Here is a 23,071-nt window from a genome sequence, read left to right on the forward strand (position 1 = left end):
AAACTTGCTTATGGGAGCAACTCGATGACTGCCGACTCGGGGAAGTCACGCTGCCGCTTGCGCCAAGCATCGATTTTATCGATTACGGGGTCGCACAGGGCACGGCGATGCGCCTGTGTCTGAGCCGAACAGGCCTTAAACCTAAGAAGCGCGATAAGAGTGAGGGATTTTGGCTAAAAAATTTGGAGCGAAATGGTTTGGGAAAAGCGGACCGGGGTCGCGCACGACGCGCACCCACTGGGTGCGGTGAGCATTTTCACAGACCGTTGCAGCCCAGAGGTTCAGCTTAAATCACCGCGAGTTATCGCGCTTCTTAGGTTAAAATCGCGATCTTTTTAGTAAAGTTAGGCGACGAGGTTTAAGTAGATTTTTATGTCTGATTCCAAATGCTGAATATCTATAAAATACCGCCGCGTATGTGACCAGGACTGGCTGCGCAATAGTCCGTTTTCCGCGACTTGGATATTGTAGCCCGTATAATCATCGGCAACCAAGGTACCGGGCCGCGTCGCCTATGACCTGGAGGGGAATTCTGGCGATTAATGAACTTAGCCGGCACATAATCCACCACATGCGTGATGTCTGCTTGTGCTTGCTCGGATTCGACCTGGAGACGAATGAAACCTGGTAACTTCTGGTTTGGCTCGATTCTTAGCTTTCCCAAGGCAACCTCCAGAACCTTTTTCAGGAAGTGTAGCTGTCTCGACTGTTTGTGTCTGAACCTTTGTTGGTGGATTTACGAAATATTTGACGGCGCCTTGGTTTGGAGAAAATCCAGCTTCCAGATAGAGAAAGGCCGCAAACATGGAGGTGTCCTTGTTTGCGGCCCAAAAAGCTTTATGGATGGCGTTTAGTAGGTATCTTGAGCGAGTGGGTCCACGTTCGATTTGGCCGTGTTGGGTGAAATCGCCAAGGGTTGCGGCAAACGCACAATCACGAACTCGTTATCGTCGGGGGCGCCGCTGCCGATGTGGCGACCCACGGAGAAAGGATAGTTGTTGTCGTTGATAATGCCGAGGGTGAAGGGGCTGTAGAACACCACGCTTTCGATGGTGACAAACGGGAAGGCGAAGGTTTCGCCGACACCGACGTCGCCGGCGTCACGTGCTTCACCGGCGTTGCCCGCGCTGATCGCCGCGGCGTCGCGGATGTTCAAGAGGTCGAGGACCTCGGTTTTGATCAGGGCGTTGCCTTCACTGGGGAACTGCACCTGGTAGATTTTTTTGAACCCGTTGAGATCACCTTGGCTGCCGTCGCGCTCAATGACCAACCCGTAGCGCGGGTCGTACATGATGAATTCACCGATGGCCGAAGCCTCGGGTTCCAATTCATAGGTGTACTGTTCGCCCGTGAAGGTTTTGGTGGCCAGGTCAAAGCGGTGGATCAGCAACTGCTTGCCCGATGCGTCGGTCAAGGGTTTTTCCAACATAGGGAACAAGGCCGTGCCCTCGGGGTTCATGGCCATGCCTTCAAAGCCGCCGCTACCGCGCACCCGTGCCGGCGCGTTGGCCTCGTTGACACGGTAGGGCCAGAGCATGCCCGCCAGCCAAGGCGTGTTGGCGCCCGCTTGATCCTGTAGGTTGGTGCCGTCGTCGGAACCGGCCGCGCCGTTCGCGTAGATGGGGAAATCCCCGAACAGGTAGACGGTACGGATCGTGGGGTGCGCCGCTTGGACCTGCAGCAGGGTGTGGAAGTCAAAGGATTGGATGTCGGCGCGTTCCGTCATGTGGTTGGCTTTGATGACCTCGGCGACGGCATCGGCAAAGGGGATCGCGGGATGGGTGCGCTCGATATAGACATTGCCCTTGGGATCGCGATCCGTCCGTGGGTTGGTTTTGGTTTCGATGTTGAAGCGAACCCGACGCGCGTTGCGTCGGCGTTGTTCCGCTTGGGGGTGGGCGGTCCCTGGGCCATAGCTGTAGTAGCAGATGTAGTATTCGACGAAATCAAAAACCTGTTGCAGGGTGGGCACCTTGTAAATGCCTTCCTCACCGCCGAAGAAACCCACGCCGGCGGGTGACAAGGCGGGGTCGTTCAACTGCTCGGGGCCGCGGAACAATTTGTCGGCCACATATTGGTTTTGCAAGTCGGTGGCGGTGATGTCTTTGAGCAAGATTTCGTCGGCGGCTTCGTAGCTTGCGCCGTCAACGCGACGTACCTTGGCAGCGGACAGGTAGGGATCGTGGCCGAGGACGGGGATGCCGTCGGCGGTCACGCCGCAATCAAGTTCCAGGGTGGTCATCATGTTGTCGAGGGCTACTTCCACCGCGGGGATGGTGTTTTCGGGGCGTAGGTTGCGCCCGCCGCGGTGGCCTTGGGCGTCGAAGCGGTTGAGATCGATTAACCCATGGGCGTCGAGAAAATCGCCGGGTGTGCCGTCGCCGTCGGCGTCGAATTCCTGAACCGCTTCCCACAGGAGGTCGGGGCGGTCGGAGATAATGCCGTCCACGCCAAGCGCCATCAAGTCGAGCATGCGTGCTTTGTCGTTAACCGTCCAGCAAACGACCGGATAGCCGGCGCGCTGCAGTGATTGGACATTAAAAATTTCGGAGTCGGCGGCCGTAAGCCCGGAGCCGGCGGGTGGGTTGGCGCGGTTGCCGATGTGGGTGGTTTCGTCGTCGTCGGCGAACATCACGTGCCAGGGCGAGAAAACCGGGGTTTTGGTGTTGCCGTGCATGCGGGCGTGGTGGCGGACCGCGTTCATCATCCGCACCGCGGAGGCTTCCTCGCGATGGGGATTTTGCGGCGCTTGCAGGTACTGCCCGGGATTTTCGAAATCGGGCAAGGGAATCGGGGCTTCCAGCAGGCGGCCGGATGCGTCGGTGTGGAGCAGGAAGGGACCGAACTCATCGCCGAACCAGTAGGTACCGTCGGCGGCTTTAACAAAAGACTCAATGTCGAAGTCGGCACCGGTCAGCAGGCGTTCATCGGTGAAGTGGTGGGTGATGGTAAAAGGGATGTGACGGTCGGGATCGGAAAGGTTAAAGAACCCGAGCACGTCCATGTCGCCGTCGCCACCGCGTTCGGTTTTGAAGTTGGGGCGGATGTGGTAGACGCGCAAGATGTAGTCGGCGGAGTTTTCCATACCGCCGAAGCCGTTGTCGGACATGGCCTGATAGGTGCCGTCGGCGTTGCGCAGCACGGAAGAAAAACCTTGGACGGGTTGGCCGGTGCGGAAAGGGGCGGTTTTGCCGTTAAATTCGGTACCGCCGAGATGGAAACCGGAATAAGGGCCGGCGGCAAAGGAGTCGGCAGGAAGGACGGCCCGGCCGCGCAGGATGGGTTCTTGGGCAAGGGCGGGCAGGGTCGCGGTGGCGACCAAACCCACGGTGGCCAAACCTTTGAGCAGGCGACGGGCGGATTGGGCCAAACAGGAAACAATCATCAAATCCTCCAGGATTGAAAAACCAAAGGGGCTGCCGCGCGCCGACGCGAGCCTGCCGAGCGAAGGACATGGCTGGGCGCGGCTGCAACGAGGGCGCAACGGGAGCAAAAATAAGTGACCGAGGCCGAAGGGAAAAATGAGCCAGTCGTGTTGCTCCGAAAAGGTGCTCGGCTCGGCCGCCCTATTGCGCCCGTCTCTTGTTAGGATATGATGAGCTAACCTGCATTCTCGCAGAGTGTTAACCGTATGATGATGGAAATCAAATAGAGTGAGTCGTCGTAAATATACGTTGTGGGAAAAATTAAGACTCAAGACCTTGAAGGAATGATTCCAAGACCTCACTTTCCTTGTGTTTTGCTTTCTTGATTGCCGCCACCAAATCGCCGATTGCGCTGGTATCGTGAGATGTTGCGGTCCGACCGCTTGAATCCGTGATGGTCAAGCGGTACGAAGGTCTTCTATTTGAGTAGCCGAAAACACCTGGTGGGGCCACGGTGATTTCAACTCGATTATGACGGGAGGTAGCGCGGAATACTTCCAAGATAAAAGGAACGAAGGATGGGTGGTTTCTGGTAGTAGATTCTCCCTTTTCTGGAAACAGTTGTTTCCAGATGAGGGTGCCGGCACGCGTGATATCGATGAGTTTTAGAATGGTGTCGGACCATTTGTCGGTAATAGCACTCATGGTTTGCTCCTGTTAAAGGCACTCCTGCTTGTGGACAACATGTCGTAATCTCTATTTGTAATCGGGAAAAAAGATGATGGTGTTGTGCATTTAACCTAAGAGGCGCGATAAGAGCGAGGATTTTTGGCTAAAGATCTGGAGCGAAATGGCTTGGAAAAAGCGGAGGTGCACCCACCGGGTGCAGTGAGCATTTTTACAGGCCGTTTCAGCCCAGAGGTTTAGCTAAAATTACCGCGAGTTATCGCGCTTCTTACCTAAAGTGTGCGATTCGGGTGGATGCAAGCGCGCAGAATGTTGGTGCGAAACGTGTTGGGAAAAGTGCACCGGGGTTGCGCACGACGCGTACTTGGAAAGCACGTCGCGCATTTTCACGACATGTTGTAGCTCAACAGGCTGTGGGAGGAGCCCGCCAAGGATCGCTCAATTTAGGTTAAAGGAGGAGAGGGCGTTAGTTGGCCGTTGCGCTGAGCTTTTCTAGTAGCGAATCGAGAAGGTCACCTTCGTCTTTTGAAGTTTCCTTGATGACAGTGATAAGGTCTTCTAAGGCCGCTAACCCTTTCTCTGGTGTCGTTATAGTCTGCGTTTGGGCGTTAATAATTTTCAATGAACCTATTGGCCCTTTTAAGCTCTCCCACTTAATTTCGAGGTAGAATTCTGTGTCGTCCAGAAATGCATGAAAGTACTCGCTTGGAGCGTAATTGTCGACACGTGCTAAGCCAATTATGCTTCCGAGGCGCTTACTGGTTGCGTTCTCCCTATCAGATGGGATGTACTTTGTCCATGATAGCTTTCTTTCTGCTGTTAGCTCTATAAGTCTTAATATTATGGTGGTCCACTTCTTCTCGTTGGCGTTCATTGTTCGCTCCACTTTAACTTGAGGTTTTGGTAATCATTAATGATGCCAATACTCTGAACCATTAGGATGTAAATTCGGGTTTTGCCGTCGGTTGGGAAGTGTTTTACTTTTAAGAGTGTTGAAATAGACTGATTATTGTTTGCCAGTCTGCCTTTGGTCTTACGATCTAAATCCTGAAGTATGATCGTTTCAAGAGAGGTGTGGAAAAGCGATGCTTGTTCAATGAGGCGCGTTGTGTTTTCAGCATTAATTTGACTGAAATCGTTTTGGATTTTTTTTAGGTTCGCCAGTAAGCGTGGTAGTTCTGCCTTGATTTTGAAGCTTTTTCTGAGCTTTGTAACGCCGTAAAGAACCCAAATGGATAGAAGCAGACCAATGATAGAGGAGATGCCGGAGGCTAGATTAAAAGCCTGCCATAAATCCTCTATGTCAATTTGAAGGGTTTCCATGGATGCTCTTGCGTTCCCAAGAATCAGGGCTAATCAATTCTAGTTCCCTTGTAGGGAGATGTGCAAACAAGAAAGTCTTTTTTGTGTTGGAGAGATGTTTTGGTCTGGGTTAAGTGTTGAAAAAAATAGGTTTGGCCCGCGGGTGGGATAGGTGGGCTGCTTATTCTTTACGCGTTGTTTCGTTTTTCGCGAGGTCGATTTCAATCGGTTTTTTTACGGTTTTTAGCTCAGGCGTTGTGACTTGGGTCGTCGGTTCTTCCACCTTGCCGCTGAGGCGCTCTTCCGCCACGTTTGGCAGGATGCTGGTAATGTAATCGCGCGTCGCTTCCTCCGTGCCGACATCCGCCGCCGCCGCTTCCGATAAGAACCAGCGGTGCTCCAGGATTTGGTGGAAGAACTCCGGGCCCTCCAGCTTGCCGGCCTGGTCTTCCGGGATTTTGAGCAAGGCGGGTTTGTAGACCTCAACCAGCCAGCGGTGGGCCGCCACCGCCTGGGGAATGTCGCGTTTCTCCTGCTCGCTCAGCCAAGCGCGGTGGCGGTGGATTTCGTTGAGGATTTGCCGGCTTTGGTTCTCTTGGGCGATCAGGCCGGTCAGCTCGTGTAAGCGACGGCGATGGTGGCCTTCCTCCACCACCTTGGGGCGCATGCGCAGCCGCGTCCCGTCGTCCGTGGTGCGCATTTCCAGCTCCTCCACGTCAAAACCCAGGTTGTTGAGTTTCTTCAGGTAGGCGGCGATGCGGAACTGATGATCGCGGCGGAATACCGTGTCGCGGGTGATTTCGTGCCACAGGCGCTCGTAGCGTTCCACCAAGTTGTTGGCGGTTTCGATGGGGTCGATGCCCGGCGGTAATCCGATTTGCGCGGCGACGTCCATCAGCTCGCCTGCCACGTTTTCTTCCGCCACAATAAGGTCGTAACGCCGTTGTCCCTCGGAAAGTTGCGGGTGCATTTCACCGGTTTCGGCGTCGACCATGTACGCCGCCAAGCGACCTGCATCGCGACGAAACAGCGTGTTCGACAAGGAACAATCGCCCCAGTGGAAGCCGGCCAGGTGCAGTCGTACCAAAAGGTTCACCATCGCATCCAGCAAACGATCCTGGTCGATGGGCAGCCTGCTGCCGCTCAGCAACGTCCGGTAGGGGAGTGCGAACTCCAAAAAACGCGTGATCAGCAATGCCATCATGTGTCCTGGCTTTTCGCCGCGCTCGGTGATCAGTGCCACCGGTTGAACCGCGGGGAGGTCGTGTTCCTGTAAGGCGCGCAACCAGCGGTATTCGCGGGTTGCCGGACGCTCGGGCAATTCCTTGACCGCGTAAACGATCCCGTTGCGGGCCGCAAAGCGAACCGTGTTGCGTGAGATCCCGCGCGGCATTTCCACCAAAATATCGTCCGGCCAATCTTTCAGTGGCAATTCCCAGGGCAGGTCGGCACCGGAAATGAGGTCGGAGGGGGAACACACCTGAATCCGCATGCTGGGCTCCTTCAATACAGGCGAAGCATGTGCATTCATGCAGCTTGTGCCGCATGAAACCGGTCGCTTTGGACCGGAGGCGACACGTCATTTTATGCAGCGTCGCCCGTGGGAACCCAGGGTCGGTGTTGTGAATGGTGGCTTATCGGGTGATGAACCGTGGATCGGGCTAGCCCGCAATTCTCACAAGGATTCGTCGCGAGAAGCCGAAAGCCTTGTGCGTACGAAGATTACGACGGAGAGACGGGACAGGGGTCCGACCTATCGGCGTAGCAGCTGAGGCGAAGGCGACTCGACCGAGTAAGGCGGATGGCCGCCCCCTTGTAATCGCATGGGTTTCGGCTTAGTAGCAGAATTCCTTGGGAGAAATGCGGGCTAGTTGCCGTTAAGGTGCAGCGCGCTCGCCGCTTCAATCGAATCGGAATCGTAGCGGCCGCGGAACAAAACCCCGTAAACATTGTTGAGGTCGTTTTGCACGTGAATGGTGCGAACGGTCGCTAACTCCTGTGATGTCAGGTTCGGAAACAATTCGTTGACCGGTTGCTCCACGTGTCCGCGACGCGGCATAAACAAGGTTTTGGATGCGATTTCTTGGCCCAAATCGTCAATTGCGCGGATGAACACGGTGGTGTCGGTGATGTCGATGTTGGTCAGCGAAATGCGCGACCAATAAGTGTCGTTCTGACGAATGCCGGAAATGAGCAGTTCGGTTCCGTCGAAATAAGAAAGCGGTAGGGCGGCCAAGCTTTGGTCGTCAAAATCGCCGTAAAGCAACATGCCCATGATGGGGTGTGACGAGGCCACCACCATCCATACCGGTTCGTTCGAGCCTTCCGGCACCAGGTAAAGGTCCTCGGCCAAATCGACACGCCGCGAGCGGCCGGGAATGGTGATGGTCTGTGCCGGCAGAATCTGGCCCTCGGCGTCGTAGGGGAAAACGCGGACGACGGCTTCTTCCGGGTTGGGGTTCGACATCACCACGCCGGTAAACCACTCCGGGTCACGGCCGTTGGCGATATAGGGGACCACCAAAATTTCGCCCAAGGTGTTGGTGAGCGGAATGGCCGCGGCGCGATTTTCGTTGTTGCGCTGGATCAAACCGAAACCGGCCAAGCGGGTGCCCAGATCGAAGCTGGATATTTTGGTCCAACTGGTTTCTTTTTCAAAAAGGTCCAGGCCGATGTCGAAACGATCCGTGCCGCCCAAGGGCACTTGGCGCGACAGCCGTTCCCCGCTGGAGTTCTGCAGTTCAATGGTCAAGGTTTCGTTTTTGGTATTCAGCACGTCCAGGTCGTCTAAACCCGGCTGCGCATTTTGCAAAACAAGGGTGGTTCTCCAGTCAGCCGGATCGGGCACGTGGGGCATGTAGATGTCGGTCTTGAATTCGTCGATTGAAGGGATGCGGTAGGCGTAGCGCGAGTTGGGCGATGCGCCGGCTTGATCGGAAAGAATCGGGCCGATGGGACGGGTGGAGTTCAAAACCACGGTGTAGGGTTCGGCGCGTTCGTTGTACTCGTAAATCCATTCTTCCAGGGGTTCACCGTTAAAAATACTGATCAAATCACCGTCCATGCGTTGGTAACCAATGATGTTGCCCTCGCGATCAAAGATGGTGAAGTTGATTTGGTCGGTGCTGTCGAGGAGCGTGGACACTTCTAACTCGGCTTTATCGGAGAAAGGGAACAGGTAGCGGTCGGTGTTGTCCTTGCACTCAATGCGGTAGCTGCGCAGGGAAGAGGCTTCGACGGTAAACAAGCGGCGTTCTTCGCTGTCGCGCGTATCGTCGGCAAACAGGGGAGGGCTTGAGGAGCGGAAGCTGCTCACCGCTTGCACCAAACCGTTGGGGGCTGCTTCCAAGGTGTAGTAACGGCCGGGGCTGCGGTCCTTGGTGTTTTGCGCGATGATTTCGTTGCCGGTCAGGCGACTGACGCTGTGCCAGTTGTTGTAGGAACCAATGCGCTGGGCTTGGTCCCCGTCCAAACGGTACAGGTGCAGTGCCGAGGCCGTTTGTAGCCAGAGTTGGTCGTTGCGCACGATGACGGTTTGTACCGGCTCCGTTTGATTGAGGTCCAACATGACCCGGGTATTCAAGTTGTTCAGGTTGGGGTGCAACCGCACCGTGGCGCCGTCGTGGTGGATCAGGCCGCTTTGGGAAAGGGTGAAATCGCGGTGGGAAACCTCGGAGTCAAAGGAGACCAATTCGGTAAAGGTCGCGGCGTTGGCGAAGGTGGCCGATCCGTTGATCAGGTCGTTTTGATCGATCACATAACCGGTGTAGTTGCGTCCCTGGTAGTTGCGGTTGACCAGCAGAATCGCGAGTTGGTCCTCGTAAACCGAAACCCGCTCAACCGCGCCGGTAAAGGCTTCTTCCAGGACCGGGCTGATGCCGCCGTCGGCGTCGACCAAGAGGACGGTCAACTTGGAGAGACTGGCGCCGGGTTCGCTGGTAACAACGTACAAAACTTGACCGTTGCCGGTGATCGACTGGATTTTTCCGGCGAAGGTTTGCGCCTCGCGGGGGGTGACTTGTTCGACAAAATCGCCGGCAACACCCGCGCTGAACAAGCCGTTAACCGAGGCAAAAAAGAGGTGGCCGGAGGCGACGGCGACACTGGAAATGGCGCCGTAACGACTTTTCAAATCGTGACCGGGCGCTAAACCGCCGGCCAAGGGTTCGAAACTGCGCAAGGTCCAATCGACATTGTCGTTGCCTTCATAAATGAAGTAGACGTGGTCACCGACGGCGCGCAGGCGGGTGGCGCCGATTTCGGCGAGCGGGGTGCCCGCCATCGGCAGTTGGATCGGGCTGTCCGGCGGGATGATGTTGCGTCGTTCGAGCCGGTCGGCAAAACGCAGGAAAAGATGGGTATCTGAAACGGACCAACCGAAAACCAGATCCCGGGCGTTGTTGCGGAAGTATTCGCCGGTACGCGCGGCGAGCCCGCTTTCATCGAAGCCGGCCCAAAGGATGCGGTCGGCGGCACGGACCACCAGGCGATGGCCGGGATTGACATTGTTCTGTAGTTCCATGCCGTAGAAACGGGTTTGGCCCTCGACGTCCAGGGTAAAGCTAGGCCCGGCGAAGCGACCGTTTTCGACGTAGCGCCACTGAACATTGTTTTCCTTGGTGTGAACCGCGACAACGTTGCCGAAAGCCAAGATCCCGTGGCCCGCAATCGGCCAGGTGTCCAGTAAGTCTATGTCGCTTAGGGTTCGGAATTCGTGCAATTGGACTTCGTCCGCGTGGCGGGTGATCACGTTAATGCCGACCACCGTCGCCGATTGGATGCCGGGGATCAGGATCTCGCGGGCGCGGGCGCTCCAGTTGGCGGGGTCACCGTCGAGGGGGACGCGGGTCATACCCACATCGGCCGTGACCACAAAAACGGCGTTGCCTTGAGGAATGAGTTGGGTAATTTCACCGGGAATGGGGACGGTAAACAAATCCGTGCGACTGCGATCCAAGAACCGAATCTCAAGACCGTTGCCCGTGGCCAACACCATATAATCGTTGACCTCGACCACATCGGTGTAACTTCCCGAGGTCAAGGTGGCGTTTAGTGGGACGGCGATGCAGGCCTGTAAGGGATGCAAGTGAACGGCGCATAAGGCCGCACATAAGAATAAAAAGCAGATCATTCGCAACATACGATAAAACCCCAAGCTCAAGGCTAACCACTGATTGTAGCAATCGTCGGGCCAAAACGGCCAGTGAGAATTGGTACAGGTCGAGGTAAACCGCGTTTCGCGCCCTCAATGGATCAACGCGCGATTTCGCGTGGGATCCGGTCGTGTTCGTTTCCTTTGTTCCCTTTTGCGCCCGGTCATTTTGTCCCGCGACCTGTCAACCTTCCCGATTGCCCACAAATGCGCGCTTTCTTTTTTTACGAGGCTTAGGGTATGCTTGCTCCTTAATTTATGACGCGGCTTGCCTTAACGGCTGTCCCGGAAGGCTGCTCCGCCGCTGCCTTCCCGAGCTGTCTCGGCATCTGGATTCGCGTTAACAACCATCCTTGCTTCTTCACCTGTTCGTTCTAATCTGCCGGCCCACGCGGCATCCCCGTTGTTGCCCGACCATGAATGATTCTTGCTAGGGATCTTTTTGTTCCTCGGCAAGGCTTCCAACCGGCCAACCACCCAGCGCACCCGCGAACGGTCTACGCCGCCTCGGTCGGTCTTCATGAGCCCGGCCCGCTTCCCGATGACGCTTTTATGAAAGGATTGGGAATACCTTTTGATTTTGGATAGGTTCACCATGGCACTCGGCCGGTTGATGCATCGATTGTGGAACGGGATGTTGCCCTGTCTCGCCATGCGGCGACATATCCCGCCCCTTTTCGGATTGATCGTCTGTTTGGGTGGCCTTCCCGTGTGGGCCCAGACCAACGAGGAAGTTTTTCGCGAATTCCAATTCGATTTCAGTTTGCCGGGCGCCCGTGCCGCCGCCCTGGGTGGCGCTTTTATCGGGACCGCCGACGATGCCTCCGCCAGTTATGCCAACCCCGCCGGCTTGGCGTTCCTTGCCGAACCCGCCATCACCCTTGAGTACCGCCTGACCGAGCGGGACGGCCGTGAGGCCTTTTTTCTCAACGCCGGCAACACCTCTTTTACTCAGGAAGCTGTTGACTTTGAACAGCTTAACTTCTTTGCCGCCAACTACCGGTTCGGCTCCTGGTACTTCGGCGCCTTCCAGTACCGCTACCTGCAGGATCGGCAAAACCGAGACTTTGTTTCCAGCTCCTTCACCGGCGATACGCAAATCGGTGAGCAGCGGCGTATTTCCCTTGATTTAAGCGGTGATATTCGTGGGCTCGGCGTGGCGCGCCGCTACGGTGACTTCAAATTGGGGGCCACCCTGAATTGGTTCGAATTGGTGGGGCGAACCAGTTACGGCCGCGAGGGTTTTGAACAAACCATTGGTGAATTGCCCGAAACCTTTGATTTCAACTCGTCCATTGATGATACCGATCACGCCTTCGGCTGGAGCATCGGCCTGTTGCACGAGGTGCGCGGTGATTTCACCTGGGGATTGGTGTACCGCAGCAATCCCAAACTGTTTTTACAGGAGCAGGTTTCGGAAAGCCGCAACGGCCTGCCGTTTTTTGAAGACGAGATTGCCGTCCCTTTTGCCGTGCCCGACGTATTCGGCGGCGGCGTTCAGTATCGGGTGCTGCCGACCGCGCGTCTGATGCTGGATTGGCAAAGAATTTTCTACAGTCAGATCATTGGCGACGATTTTGCCATTGTCGAGAACGTGGAGGAGGAACGGGTCGAGAACTACGTGGTTGACGACATCGATCAATTCCACCTGGGCTTTGAGTATTTGATCGCCGCCAACCACAACGTGTGGGCCGTGCGCGGCGGGTACTTCCGCAACCCCCGCCACACCATTCGCTATCGCGGCGACGACGAACGGGTGGCGGAACGTTTTTCGGTGACGGGTCTAGGCGACGAGGACCACGCCACCGTCGGTTTTGGCTGGGTGTGGAACAACCGGTTTGAGATCGACCTCGCCGCGGACCTTTGGTCAACCGGCCGCGAGGTCACGCTGTCGGTGATTTGGAGAAAGAAATGATGGTGCTGCTGTGGTTGATGCTGGTCCAGAACCCGAGCTGGACCTGGTACGAGCACTACGAACAGGGTGTCAAACACTACCAGGCGCAACGCTACGAGGATTGCCTCGCCGCGATGGAGGCCGCCTTGGCCAAAAAAGCCGAACCCAAGCGCAATCAGTTCACCCGCGCCGTCCAAAAAATTGATTACGCCCCGTTTTATTACCAAGCCTTGAGCCATTACGCGCTGGATCAATTACCCGCCGCCAATGCCGCCGCCCAGCAGGCGTTCCGCGGCGAGGTGGTGGCGCAATCCGCCAGAATGCAAGCCGATTTGACGCCGATCTTCGAGGCTTATCGCAGAAAGGCCGCTGAACTCAGTGCCGCCATTGAAGCGGAACGGGTGCTGCTCGACCAACGTCGCCGTCTGTTCCAACACCTGCAAAACGGTCGACTCGATGATTTTCAAAAAGAATTGGCCGAGCTGGCGCGGCAAGGCGTTGATACAAGCGCTTTTGAAGATATGCGTGCCGTGCTGCAAATGCGCGAGGATGTCGCCGCCAAGGACCAACGCTTGCGCCGCGAGTTAACCGAACGCATTCAAACCGGCCTGGACCAAGGTGACTTGGCCGTGGCCAAGGCCCTGTTTAACACCTACCGCGATCAAATTCCAACCGGTCGGCAAGGCGAGTTTGAAACACGCATCCAAGCCCTCGAATCCGAGCGCCGCCGCAGTCAGGCCGACCGGGACGCCGCCGCCCAAAAAGACGCCCAGGAAGATGCCGACACCAAGGCGATGCTGGCTCAAATCGAGGAACAGGCCAAGTCATTGGAACAAGAAAAAGCCCAACTCGCCAACCAACTGGCGCGCTCCGAGGGGAAAAACAAAGAACTTCAGGACGAGTTGGAAAAAGAACGCACCGCGAGTGACGCCATGCCGTTGCCTTCGGAATTCACCGGGGTCTTGTTGCTGCGGCGCGAGGGTTTGCGGCAACTGCTGCTTGAAGCGCGGTTCCTCGGTGCCGAACAAATTCAAGACAGCGTCCTGCGTGTGAACGGCGAGGAACACCACCTCGAACTCGAGGTGATGCCCACCGAGCAACCCCAACAACACCACCGCATCGGTCGCCTGAACGCCACCGACTTCGGCGATTACGAGGTGTCCTTGGTGCTTCGCGATGATTTGGGGCGCAGTCTCGAATTGCGGGAAAGCCTCACCCTGACCCGGCCTTGGTACCTCCATTTCCAACTGTACCTGGCCCTCGTCCTGTTGCTGCTGGTATTGGTGATCATGCGGGTGGTGCGCCGCAACAAGGCCCGCAAACTGGCGCGCCTGCGCCATTTCAACCCCTACATCGCCGGCAGCCCGGTGCGTCGACCCGAGATGTTTTTTGGTCGGGAACGCCTGATGCAGCGCATCCAAGGTTCGCTCCACAAAAACTCATTTATGATTCACGGCGACCGCCGCATCGGCAAAACCAGTTTCCTGCTGCAACTCAAAAGCAACTTGGAAGCCCTGGACGCCCCTGAATATCAGTTTTACCCGGTATTCATCGACCTTCAGGGATTGCATGAACCCGACCTGTTTCATCATTTGATGGCCGAGGTGTGTACCGCCGCCGCCGATTGGGACGTGGACCACGAGGATCTTGAAGTCCATCAGCGTCAAGAAGGTTACTTGGCCAGGCACTTTGCCAAGGACATCAAACGGTTGATCGGGCGCTTGGCCGATCACGCCGACCGTCATGTGTTGATCGTGTTGCTGATGGACGAGGTCGACGTGTTGAACGAGTTCAGTGACAAGACCAACCAAAAACTGCGCAGTATTTTTATGAAGGATTTCGCCGAGCATCTCAGCTGTATCATGGCCGGGATTCACCTCAAAAAAGAATGGGAGAGCAGTGGTTCACCCTGGTACAACTTCTTTGAGGAAGTGCCGGTGATATCGCTCGACGAGGAGGCCGCGCGCGAGCTGATCCTCGATCCCGTCGAGGGCATTTTTACCTACGAACCCGCCGCTGTGACCGCCTTGCTCAAGGCCACTTCCGGTCATCCCTACCTGATTCAAAAGCTGTGCATCAAGTTGGTTGACCAGAAGCTGCAATCCGGTTTGTTTCACATTCGCCTGGGCGACGTGGAACAATTACTGCAAGAAAAAAGTGAAGAGGCGCGCGCATGAGGGCCGTGAAGGCACGCGGCGCCGGCTAATTTGAGAGGAAAACACGCATGTCATTTGTCATTAATCGCTGGGTACGCGGCAAGGATTTTGTCGGGCGCGGTGAACACTTGGAAGCTTTACGACAGGAGGGGCTGCGCACCAGTTGGATTCTGGGCAACCGCCGCGTCGGCAAAAGTTCGTTGCTGCGCCAGGTGGAATGGCTGTGCCGTGAAGGTTACTGGCCGGATCAGATGGCGCTGTATTGGGATTTGCAGGGATCGGGCAATGTCGAGGGCTTGCGTGATTCGTTTTTGGAGGCCTTGGAAGACGCGGAGGAAGTGGCGGAAGAACTGGATCTGGACCTCGACGCCCTCGAGGAAGCGACCTTTCAAGAGCTGATCAACCGCTTCCGTCGCCGCGTCAAAACGCTGAAGGGCAAACGCTGTTACCTGCTGATTGACGAATGCGAGGAGTTGGTTGACGTGGCCGCGGGGGAACCCGCGGTTTTGGCCGTGTTTCGCAAGTTAACCCACGGTTCGCGTAACCTGACCATCGTGATGGCGGGTTCGATGCGCATGTACGATTTGGACGAATCCCAGGCGCGCACCTCGCCGTTTTTGCCCGATTTCCTACCGCCGCGCCTGCTCGGTCCGTTTAGCGAGGAAGAAAGCCTCAAGGTGCTGATGAGCAAAGGTTTGGAAGAAACGGTAAGCCGCGATATTCACCGCCTTACCCTGGGCAATCCACACCTTGTCGCCTTGTTGGGTGAACATTACGAGCGCCATGGTGATTTGGATTTGGTGCTGGAAGAGATCAAACACGGCAAAGCGGCCTTTTACTTTTTTAATTCCAATTTTATGTGTTTGCCGGACGAAATGCGCGCTTGGTGGGAAGCCGGCAACGCCGCCGCGCAAATCGCGGCCCTGCCCGTCAACCATCCCCATTTCGCTTACGTGCGTCAGTCGGCGCTGGCCGTCGAACGCGACGGCCGGGTTCACATCAGCCCGCTGTTGCAATGGCTGGAAACCGGTGGCCTGGACCCGGCGACGGCGCCGCAACCGCCGGTGGCCAACGCAAGCCCCGGCCCGGCGCCACCCAGGGCCGAGGATCCCGTGTTCCAATTGTTGCGCGGTTTCGCCCGCCGCGACAAACCGCTGTCGGCAATGATGCCCGCGCAACTGCTGGCCGCGGACGATCCAGCCGAGTGGATCCAGAGCGCCCAAGAACCGCCCAGCCTCGAGTTGGTGCAATCCCTGCGCGACCCCGAAATCACCCCGGACATGATCCTCGCCGGTGCCACCCCGGAATACCTCAACCAGGTGAGCGGCGATGCGCGCACCCAGGTTTATTTGGTGGGTTTGTACCTGTACCATCGGTTTGTCGGCCACGCGCCGGGTGAAAGCTACGGTGATTTGTGGGAACGCGCCGGGTTTTTGGCCGAAAACGACATTGTGCTCAGCGACGCCGAGGTGGCGCGTTTCCCGGACCGCCGCCTGGCGATGGTGACGGCACGGTGTCTCAAGGTGCGGCCCGACAGCCGCTACAGCGCCCTTTCCGCCCTGGAAACCGATCTCAAAACGGTTTTTTAACGGGTCCCCGGCGCCGCGGCTTTTTCGCCTCAAGCGGGTAAATGAATCGAAACCACCGTGCCTTCGCCCGCCTTGGATTGGAGGGTTAAATCGCCGCCGTGCTCTTTGACCACGATATCGTAGGCGACCGAGAGGCCCAGACCGATGTGCCCGGAACGCACGCCTTTCGCGGTGTGGAAGGGCTCAAAAACTTTGGTGTGGTCTGTTTCTTTGATGCCGCATCCGTTGTCCTCCAAGCGGATGATCACCCCGTCCGCCACCTGTTGGGTTTTCAAAACAACCCGGCCCGCTTTACCGGTTTCTCCTGAGACTGCTTCAATTGCGTTGTTGGCCAAGTTAAGTAACGCGTGGCTCAGGGTTTGCGGGTTGATCATGATGTCGCCCAGGCGCTCGTCCAAATGAAACATCAAATCGACCGACAGGCCGCCGTGGACCAGCTTGTGGTGGTGGTAGGCGAAATTCACGTATTCCGCGGCGAATTCGTTTAACGGGGTGGGGCGCTTTTGCCCACTGGTCGGTCGGATCATCGCCGCCATGGCGTCGACAATGCGGTTCATGTGCCCGCTTTGGGTGTTGATCACATCCGCGTTGGCGTGCAAATCCTCGAATACCCCGTCCAAGGCGATCTTGCCCGCTTCGTCCAGGGGTTGGTGCAGCAGTGCGCGGCCCTCGGCCACCAGTTCGCACATCATGCGCGATAGGTTGGTGATGAAGTTCAGCGGGTTGCGAAACTCATGGGCCAAACCGCCGGTGAGCACCCCCATGGCCGCCATTTTCTCCTGCATCACCAATTGGTCTTTTTTCTGTTCCAACTCCGCGTTTTTTTGCTGGAGGGCCAGGGTGCGTTCCGTAACCTTGGTCTCCAGCGTTTTGGTGTAGCGGCGGATTTTGCGTTTCATGTCCGCGTATTCCAGGGCGCGTTTGACCGTGAGCAAAAGCTGCGGTGGGTCGTAGGGTTTCAGCATGAACTTGTAAATGTTGGCGTCGTTGATGGCGTCGATAATGGCTTTAACGTCCGCGTAACCGGTGAGAATGATGCGCACCGTGTCGGGAATCAGGTCCTTGATTTGTGCGAACAGCTCGGTGCCGGTCATTTCCGGCATACGTTGGTCGCTGATGATCAGACTCAGTTCCTCGCGGTTGTCCATGGCCTGAATTTGCGCGTAAGCGTCGCGGCCGTTGGGACTGGTCATCAAACGGTATTGGGCCCCAAGCAGATCGACCAACACGGTGAGGTTGTCCGGCTCGTCGTCAATCAGCATAATCAACGGCTTATTGTCGTTGCTCCCGCGAATGGCCGCGATTTTATCTTTATTAAATAATGCCATTTCCGACCTCATCATGCTTTTTGTGACAATGGGTGTTTTGGCGATTTCTCGTCTTGATGAACCGCCTGACTGAGTGGGATTTTTAGGGTGAAGCTACTGCCGACACCTTGTGCCGATTGCACCTCGATGGTGCCGTTGTGTTTGTGGATAATGCCGTAGGAAATCGACAAACCCAAACCGGTGCCATGGTTTTGTTTGGTGGTGAAAAAGGGTTCAAAAATGCGTTCCCGCAGCGCTTTGTCCATGCCGCACCCGTTGTCCTCAAACACGATCCACACCAAGTCGCCCACGGTTTTGGTGGTAATCGAAATCCGACCGGGCTCGCTGGTTTGATCATCACGCGCGTAAATCGCCTGACACCCATTGATGAGGATGTTCATAAACACCTGATTCAGTTCCGCCGCCCAGCATTCGCAGTACAAGGCACCCTCAAAACCCATGTCGAAGGTGACCTTGTCTTTGTGTTGCGTGCGGACCAGGTGCAGGGTGGACAACAAACCCTCGTGGATGTTGACCGTTTTCATCTCGGCCTCATCCAAGCGGGAGAAGGTTCGCAGGTCTTTGACGATGCCGTGAATGCGTGACACGCCGTTTTGGATGGTGCTTAGTTGGCCTTTCATTTTGTCGAATTTTTCCAGGAACAGGGCTTCCAGCTGTTCGTCCGCCTCGTCTTCCATCAGGTCAAAGAGGAATTTTTGAAATGCCTCGAGGGTGCCGCGTAAGTTGAAGGTGCCCGCGTTGACAAAGTTGGCGGGGTTGTTGATCTCGTGAGCGATCCCCGCGGCCAAGGTCCCCAAACCCGCCATCTTTTCGTTTTGCACCAACTGCGATTGGGTGCGGCGGATTTCTTCCTCTTGTTTGCGAATGGCGTTAAAGGCGAGGTGGTTTTCCAAGGCGATGGAGGTTGAACCCGCGAGCGAGCGCAACACGGAAAGTTGGGATTCCTCGTATGCGTAAGGTTCCGGGCTGAACAGCAGAATCACCCCTTTGGCAAGCGCACCTTCCACGGCGTGATCGATCATGGGAATAGCGAGGTAGGATTTGATGCCGTCGTAAAATTCCGCCGCGTTTGGGTTTTCGACGTAGCGGTGGAACTCGTCATCCAAGTTGTTAATATGAATGGTTTGGCCGGTGCGGATACAGAGGGCGGGCAAGCGTTCCCCATTGGCCACCTCAAGTGAGAAGTCGGGGATGGGGCTGTTGTTGCGCATCAGGTGTTTGAAATGGATCATGGCCGAATCCGGTTCGTGGATGCCGATACCGTAGCCATAGGTGTCCATCAGTGGGGTGAGCTGGTGGTAAAGCCTTTGCGCGACCTCGGTAAAGTCGAGTTTGGCGGTGAGCTCGCGGCCGACTTCCGCCAAAAATTCCACCTCGCGGGTGCGCGCGGCGACCTTGGCTTCCAAGTTTCGGTGGGCGTCCAGTAGGTCCAGTTGGGTTTTGACGCGCGCCAGCAATTCAACCTTGGTGACCGGTTTCGCCAAATAATCGTTGCCGCCGACCTCGAAGCAACGGGCGATATCGCTGGTTTGGTGCATGGCCGAAAGGAACATGACCGGCAACTGCGAGGGTCCGTGGCGCTCGCGAATGTTGAGGCATACGTCGTAACCGGACAGCCTCGGCATGGCGATGTCCAGCAGAACCAAATCGATTTCGGGTTCGTTTTTGAGGATTTCGAGGGCGTCAAAACCGTTTTGGGCCTGTTGAATTTGGTAATCCTGTGCCGACAAAATATTGACCAACAGTTGCAGGTTGATCGGATTGTCGTCGACGGTCAGGATTTTGAACCCTTTGCGCCCGTGGTCGTGCACTGGGTAACCCGTATCATCATTGAGGGTTACCGCGCCGAAGATCGAGGCCTCCGACGCTGGGTCTTCCTCGGGAACCGCCCTGGGAAGCGTGAAATAAAAAGACGAACCCTCCCCCGGGGTGGACTGCACGTAGATGTCGCCACCGTGGCGTTCCACCAGGGTTTTGGTGATGGCCAAACCCAATCCAGCCCCGCCCAAGCTGCCAACCATGTTGAAGTCGGCCCGTTCGAAGTGCTCGAAAATATGGTCGATCTGGTGGGGTTCGATGCCGCGGCCCTGGTCGGTCACTTTGATCGTTGTCAGGTTGCCGTTTTCTTTAGCCGAAAGTGAGACAACCCCGTTTTTGCTGTACTTAATCGCGTTATCGACCAGGTTAAAAAGGATTTGTTTTGTGCGGTTGATATCCGCCTTGACGAAATAATGTTCGGGGATGCTGTTGCTCAGCTTGAGTGGTTTGTCGCCGATGAAGGGTTTGGATAGGGCCACCACCACATCGACGACCTGTTTGAGGTTGACCGTGGTGATGTGAAATCGCAGCTCTTTTTTGTTTAAGTTGGCCAGGTCCATGATGTCGCCGACCGTGGCCGCCAAACCCTCGCCGCTGTCGATGAGGACCCGTAAATCGTTGCGCGCTTCCGGGCTTAAATTGCCGCGACGCCCGCCCACCAGGGCTTGCGCGATACCGATCATGCTCTGCAGCGGCGTTTTGAGTTCGTGGCCGATGTTGTGCATGATGCGGTCCTTGGTTTGGTCCAAGTGGCGCAGGCGTTCGGTCATGCGCCGGTGGCGCAGGGTGGTGCGCCGCTGAAAAAACACATAGGTGCCCATGGCTGCCAGGAGCAGCGAGGCATAAAGCAACAGCGCCGGGGTGCTGCGATGGAAAGGGGCCACGATCACCACCCGCAACTGCGTTGGTTTCCGGCTCGTGCGGTTCCCCGCGTGGTGGGCGCGCACCCGCAGCAGGTAGCTTCCCGGTTCCTGGTGGGTAAATTGAATCACCGGGAGCGGGTGGTTGATTGGCTGCCAGGGATTGCCTTCGTCGCCGAGTTGGTACTCATAGCGCACCAGCTTGGGATCGGCGATTTTGCGGGCCGAGACCCGTAACTTGAAGTGGCTTGACTGGTAGGGCAGGCGCAGGGTGGGCAGGCCGTCGCTCTCGGTGACGGTTGGGACGGGGATGACCTCGCGAAGGTTACCCTCCTGGAAGAGGGTTAAGCTGGTGAAGCGCGGCTGCAGCAAAGGGAGCTCGCCGCGGAACGCACCGGGATGAAACCGATAAAGGCCGTTGGTGCCGGCGACAACCATCGCGCCGCTGCCGTCCCTTGCCATGGTGTTGCCCACAAAACGAAGCGCCCGCGAACCGTCGTTAAAGGGATAGTTGGTCAGTTCTCTGCTGAATGGATCGTATTTGGTGATGCCGGCGACGGTGCTGATCCACATGTTGTTGAGCCGGTCTTCCATCAGCGAAAGTGCCTTATTGCCGGGCAAGCCGTTTTTGTGGCTTAGTTGCTGAAAGTCCTTGTTTCCCGCGTTTCGAAAGAACACCCCGTCTTCATTGGTGGCAACCCACAAGCTTTGGTTGCCTTTTTGGGCAAAAAGGCTGTTAATGCGAATTTGGCGGCTGTCCAGCGGGCCGTCTACCGGAAGCAGGTGCGGCTGTAATTTCCCACGCGCCGTCCATTCGTAAAGGCCGCGGTTGGTTCCGAGCCACAGCGCCTTATTTGCGTCTTGGGTTAAGCACAGAATTTTGCCCAGAATTTTTTGGAGCGGGGTGCCGGCCACCGTGACAGGGGTGACCTTGTTTCGTGCCTCGTCGATTTTGAACAAGCCGTTTTGGGCCGTGCCGACCCAAATAGTTTCCGAGCTGCTTTGGTGAAGGCTAAGTACCGACATCGCCCCGAAGGGGGTTGTCGCGCCCGCGCGCCACGGCGTAAAACCCGGATTCTCCATATCCGAGGCGGAAGCACGCTGGTATAGGCCGGGTGTGCCGCCGATGAGCAATTGGTTGCGTCGGGTGGGCAACAGCGCTTCGATCCGCATCTTCTCTGGGACCTCGCCCGCATCACCCTGGTGCTGCAGGGTGGTTCCGTTTTGGAGGGAAAACAAACCATCGTAATCGCCCACCCATAACACATCGTTGTCCGCAAAGGCTACCGCGCGAACCGAGGGATATTGTGAACGGACCCCGGCGGGACGGGTCAGCGGCAGTGATTCGATGGTGTTGGCCCGGGTAATCCGATTCAAACCGCCAAACAAACTGCCGATCCACAGGGTGCCCGCCTCGTCCACCAGCATGGTGCGGATCCGATCATCCGTTAACGCGTGAATGGCGCCGTAGGAATAGCGGGTTGCCGTCGGGGTACCGCGTAACGTGACATGGAGCAAATGATCCCTGCCCGCCAGCCACAAGGTCGAAGCATCGACCACCGCTAAAGCGTGGTAGGGGGGTTGCGCCTGGGTGTCCTGTTCAAACAGAAAACGAGGGAGAAACTCGCCCAGTGCCATGGAGAAGGAGGCCACCCCCTGGTCGCCCACGACCCAGGGTCGCCCCTCGGGGTCGCGCGCCAGGATCTGAACCGCGCTTCCAAAGGCCGGGGTCGCGGCATTGCGTGTGTTTTTTACCGGGACGGGCCGGTCGTGGCCCGCGTCCCAACGGAACAGGCCCTTCTGGGTTCCCAGCCACAGTTTATTACCGAGGTCGGTGAGGGCAGTGCAGCGAATCGCTTCCTCGGGAGTGGGGTTGGGGATGGTATCGGATAAGTTGACCAGGTTTTCCGTAGTGGGGGTATAGCGCCAGAGGCGACCCAAGGTGTCCGTGGCCCAAACCCGGTCCTGGTGGTCCACCAGCAGGTTGCGAAACCCCGATTCGGTTGCTGTCCGCGGTGCTTTCACCTTGGTCAGATGATCGCGGTTTTTGTTGAAGCGATAGAGTCCTTCCGAGGCCGCCAGCCAAAGGTTTCCCTCGCTGTCGGCGTCGATGGCACGAATATAAATGTAGGGGTTGACTGCCTCACCGGCGACGTCGGGTTGGATTTTCCAGAAGGCGTGGCCGTCGAAACGGTTTAGCCCGTTATTGGTGCCGATCCACAGGTAACCGTCGTCATCTTGGAACAGGCAATTGACCTGATAGTTGAGTAGCCCTTCCTCCGTGCTGTAACGCGTGCTGAACAAGGGGGGGCCGGCGGAGACCTGTGCCCAGGGCAAAAGGCCGACCATCAGACAAAGCACAGGAAAGCCGTTACCGCGTCGGAGAAAACTCCGGGGGGAGGTGATGGGTGAAAAAAGGTGGGTGAGGGTCATGACTCATATAACCGCAAAGGTGGGTTGGCGCGGTGGTATTGAGAAAAAGCGTTAAAGTGGTGGCTTGGTGAAGAATTGTATCTCAGAATGGTTTGAAAATCGCTTCTTTTGTAAGTCGTGAGGAAAAACGACGAATCAGGTCGCACCCAGGCGTCACCTAGCCCGCATTTCTCACAAGGGTTCGTTGCGAGAAGCTGAAAGCCTTGTGAGTTCGAAGATTACGACCGAGAGACGGCATAGGGGGCCGACCTTTCGCGGGGCCGACCTTTCGCGGGGCCGACCTTTCGCGGGGCCGACCTTTCGGCGTAGCAGCTGAGGGGAAGGCGGCTCGACCGAGTAATGCGGATGGCCGCCCCGCGGAAGGCCGCCCCCACGTAATCGCATGGGTTTCGGGTTCGTAGCAGAATTCCTTGTGAGAAATGCGGGCTAGATGGTTGCGCGAAAAAGTGCGAAAAAAACCTTGACAGCCCGCGCGCTGAGGCGCAGA

At 56.8% G+C, this 23,071-nt stretch carries 12 protein-coding genes; 3 read left to right on the plus strand and 9 right to left on the minus strand.

What is annotated here, in order from left to right; all coding sequences use genetic code 11:
- Positions 1-344: 344 nt before the first annotated feature.
- The 7 genes from J3U88_RS35275 to J3U88_RS09040 form a co-directional block, all read right to left on the minus strand.
- The gene (locus tag J3U88_RS35275; RefSeq protein ID WP_207856523.1) at positions 345-494 is read right to left on the minus strand and encodes an IS66 family transposase; all 150 of its coding nucleotides are present in this window, start codon (positions 492-494) and stop codon (positions 345-347) included.
- Positions 495-850: 356 nt separating this feature from the next.
- A complete protein-coding gene (locus J3U88_RS09015) occupies positions 851-3,385 on the minus strand; it encodes an esterase-like activity of phytase family protein (protein WP_207856524.1) in 2,535 nt (844 codons plus the stop codon).
- A 301-nt stretch (positions 3,386-3,686) separates the two neighbouring features.
- On the minus strand, positions 3,687-4,070 hold the full coding sequence (locus J3U88_RS09020) for a hypothetical protein (RefSeq protein ID WP_207856525.1): 384 nt from the start codon (positions 4,068-4,070) through the stop codon (positions 3,687-3,689).
- 448 nt (positions 4,071-4,518) lie between these two features.
- A complete protein-coding gene (locus tag J3U88_RS09025; protein ID WP_207856526.1) occupies positions 4,519-4,926 on the minus strand; it encodes a hypothetical protein in 408 nt (135 codons plus the stop codon).
- Positions 4,923-5,375, minus strand: a complete 453-nt coding sequence (locus tag J3U88_RS09030) for a hypothetical protein (protein WP_207856527.1) — start codon at positions 5,373-5,375, stop codon at positions 4,923-4,925. Before J3U88_RS09030 ends, J3U88_RS09025 begins: the two co-directional genes overlap by 4 nt.
- Positions 5,376-5,535: 160 nt before the next feature.
- Positions 5,536-6,846: a DUF4032 domain-containing protein gene (locus tag J3U88_RS09035; protein ID WP_207856528.1), complete on the minus strand. Its 1,311-nt coding sequence runs from the start codon at positions 6,844-6,846 to the stop codon at positions 5,536-5,538.
- 375 nt (positions 6,847-7,221) lie between these two features.
- Positions 7,222-10,440, minus strand: coding sequence for a hypothetical protein (locus J3U88_RS09040; protein WP_207856529.1), 3,219 nt, complete (start codon positions 10,438-10,440; stop codon positions 7,222-7,224).
- Between the two features lie 640 nt (positions 10,441-11,080).
- Here J3U88_RS09040 and J3U88_RS09045 point away from each other — a divergent pair.
- From J3U88_RS09045 to J3U88_RS09055, 3 genes are read left to right on the plus strand one after another with little or no spacing between them, the layout of a single operon-like run.
- A complete protein-coding gene (locus J3U88_RS09045) occupies positions 11,081-12,421 on the plus strand; it encodes an OmpP1/FadL family transporter (RefSeq protein ID WP_207856530.1) in 1,341 nt (446 codons plus the stop codon).
- Positions 12,418-14,577 (plus strand): ATP-binding protein, encoded by a 2,160-nt coding sequence (locus J3U88_RS09050; protein ID WP_207856531.1) that lies wholly within the window; start codon positions 12,418-12,420, stop codon positions 14,575-14,577. The genes J3U88_RS09045 and J3U88_RS09050 overlap by 4 nt, the downstream gene beginning before the upstream one ends.
- A 47-nt stretch (positions 14,578-14,624) precedes the next feature.
- Entirely contained in the window at positions 14,625-16,145 is a 1,521-nt protein-coding gene (locus J3U88_RS09055; RefSeq protein WP_207856532.1) for an AAA family ATPase, read from the plus strand.
- Between the two features lie 29 nt (positions 16,146-16,174).
- Here J3U88_RS09055 and J3U88_RS09060 read toward each other — a convergent pair whose 3' ends face one another.
- Positions 16,175-17,473, minus strand: a complete 1,299-nt coding sequence (locus J3U88_RS09060) for an ATP-binding protein (protein WP_207856533.1) — start codon at positions 17,471-17,473, stop codon at positions 16,175-16,177.
- A gap of 11 nt (positions 17,474-17,484) precedes the next feature.
- The gene (locus J3U88_RS09065; RefSeq protein ID WP_207856534.1) at positions 17,485-22,488 is read right to left on the minus strand and encodes an ATP-binding protein; all 5,004 of its coding nucleotides are present in this window, start codon (positions 22,486-22,488) and stop codon (positions 17,485-17,487) included.
- Positions 22,489-23,071: the final 583 nt, after the last annotated feature.

Origin of the sequence: Acanthopleuribacter pedis (assembly GCF_017377855.1) — a bacterium.
Taxonomy (GTDB): Bacteria; Acidobacteriota; Holophagae; order Acanthopleuribacterales; family Acanthopleuribacteraceae; genus Acanthopleuribacter; species Acanthopleuribacter pedis.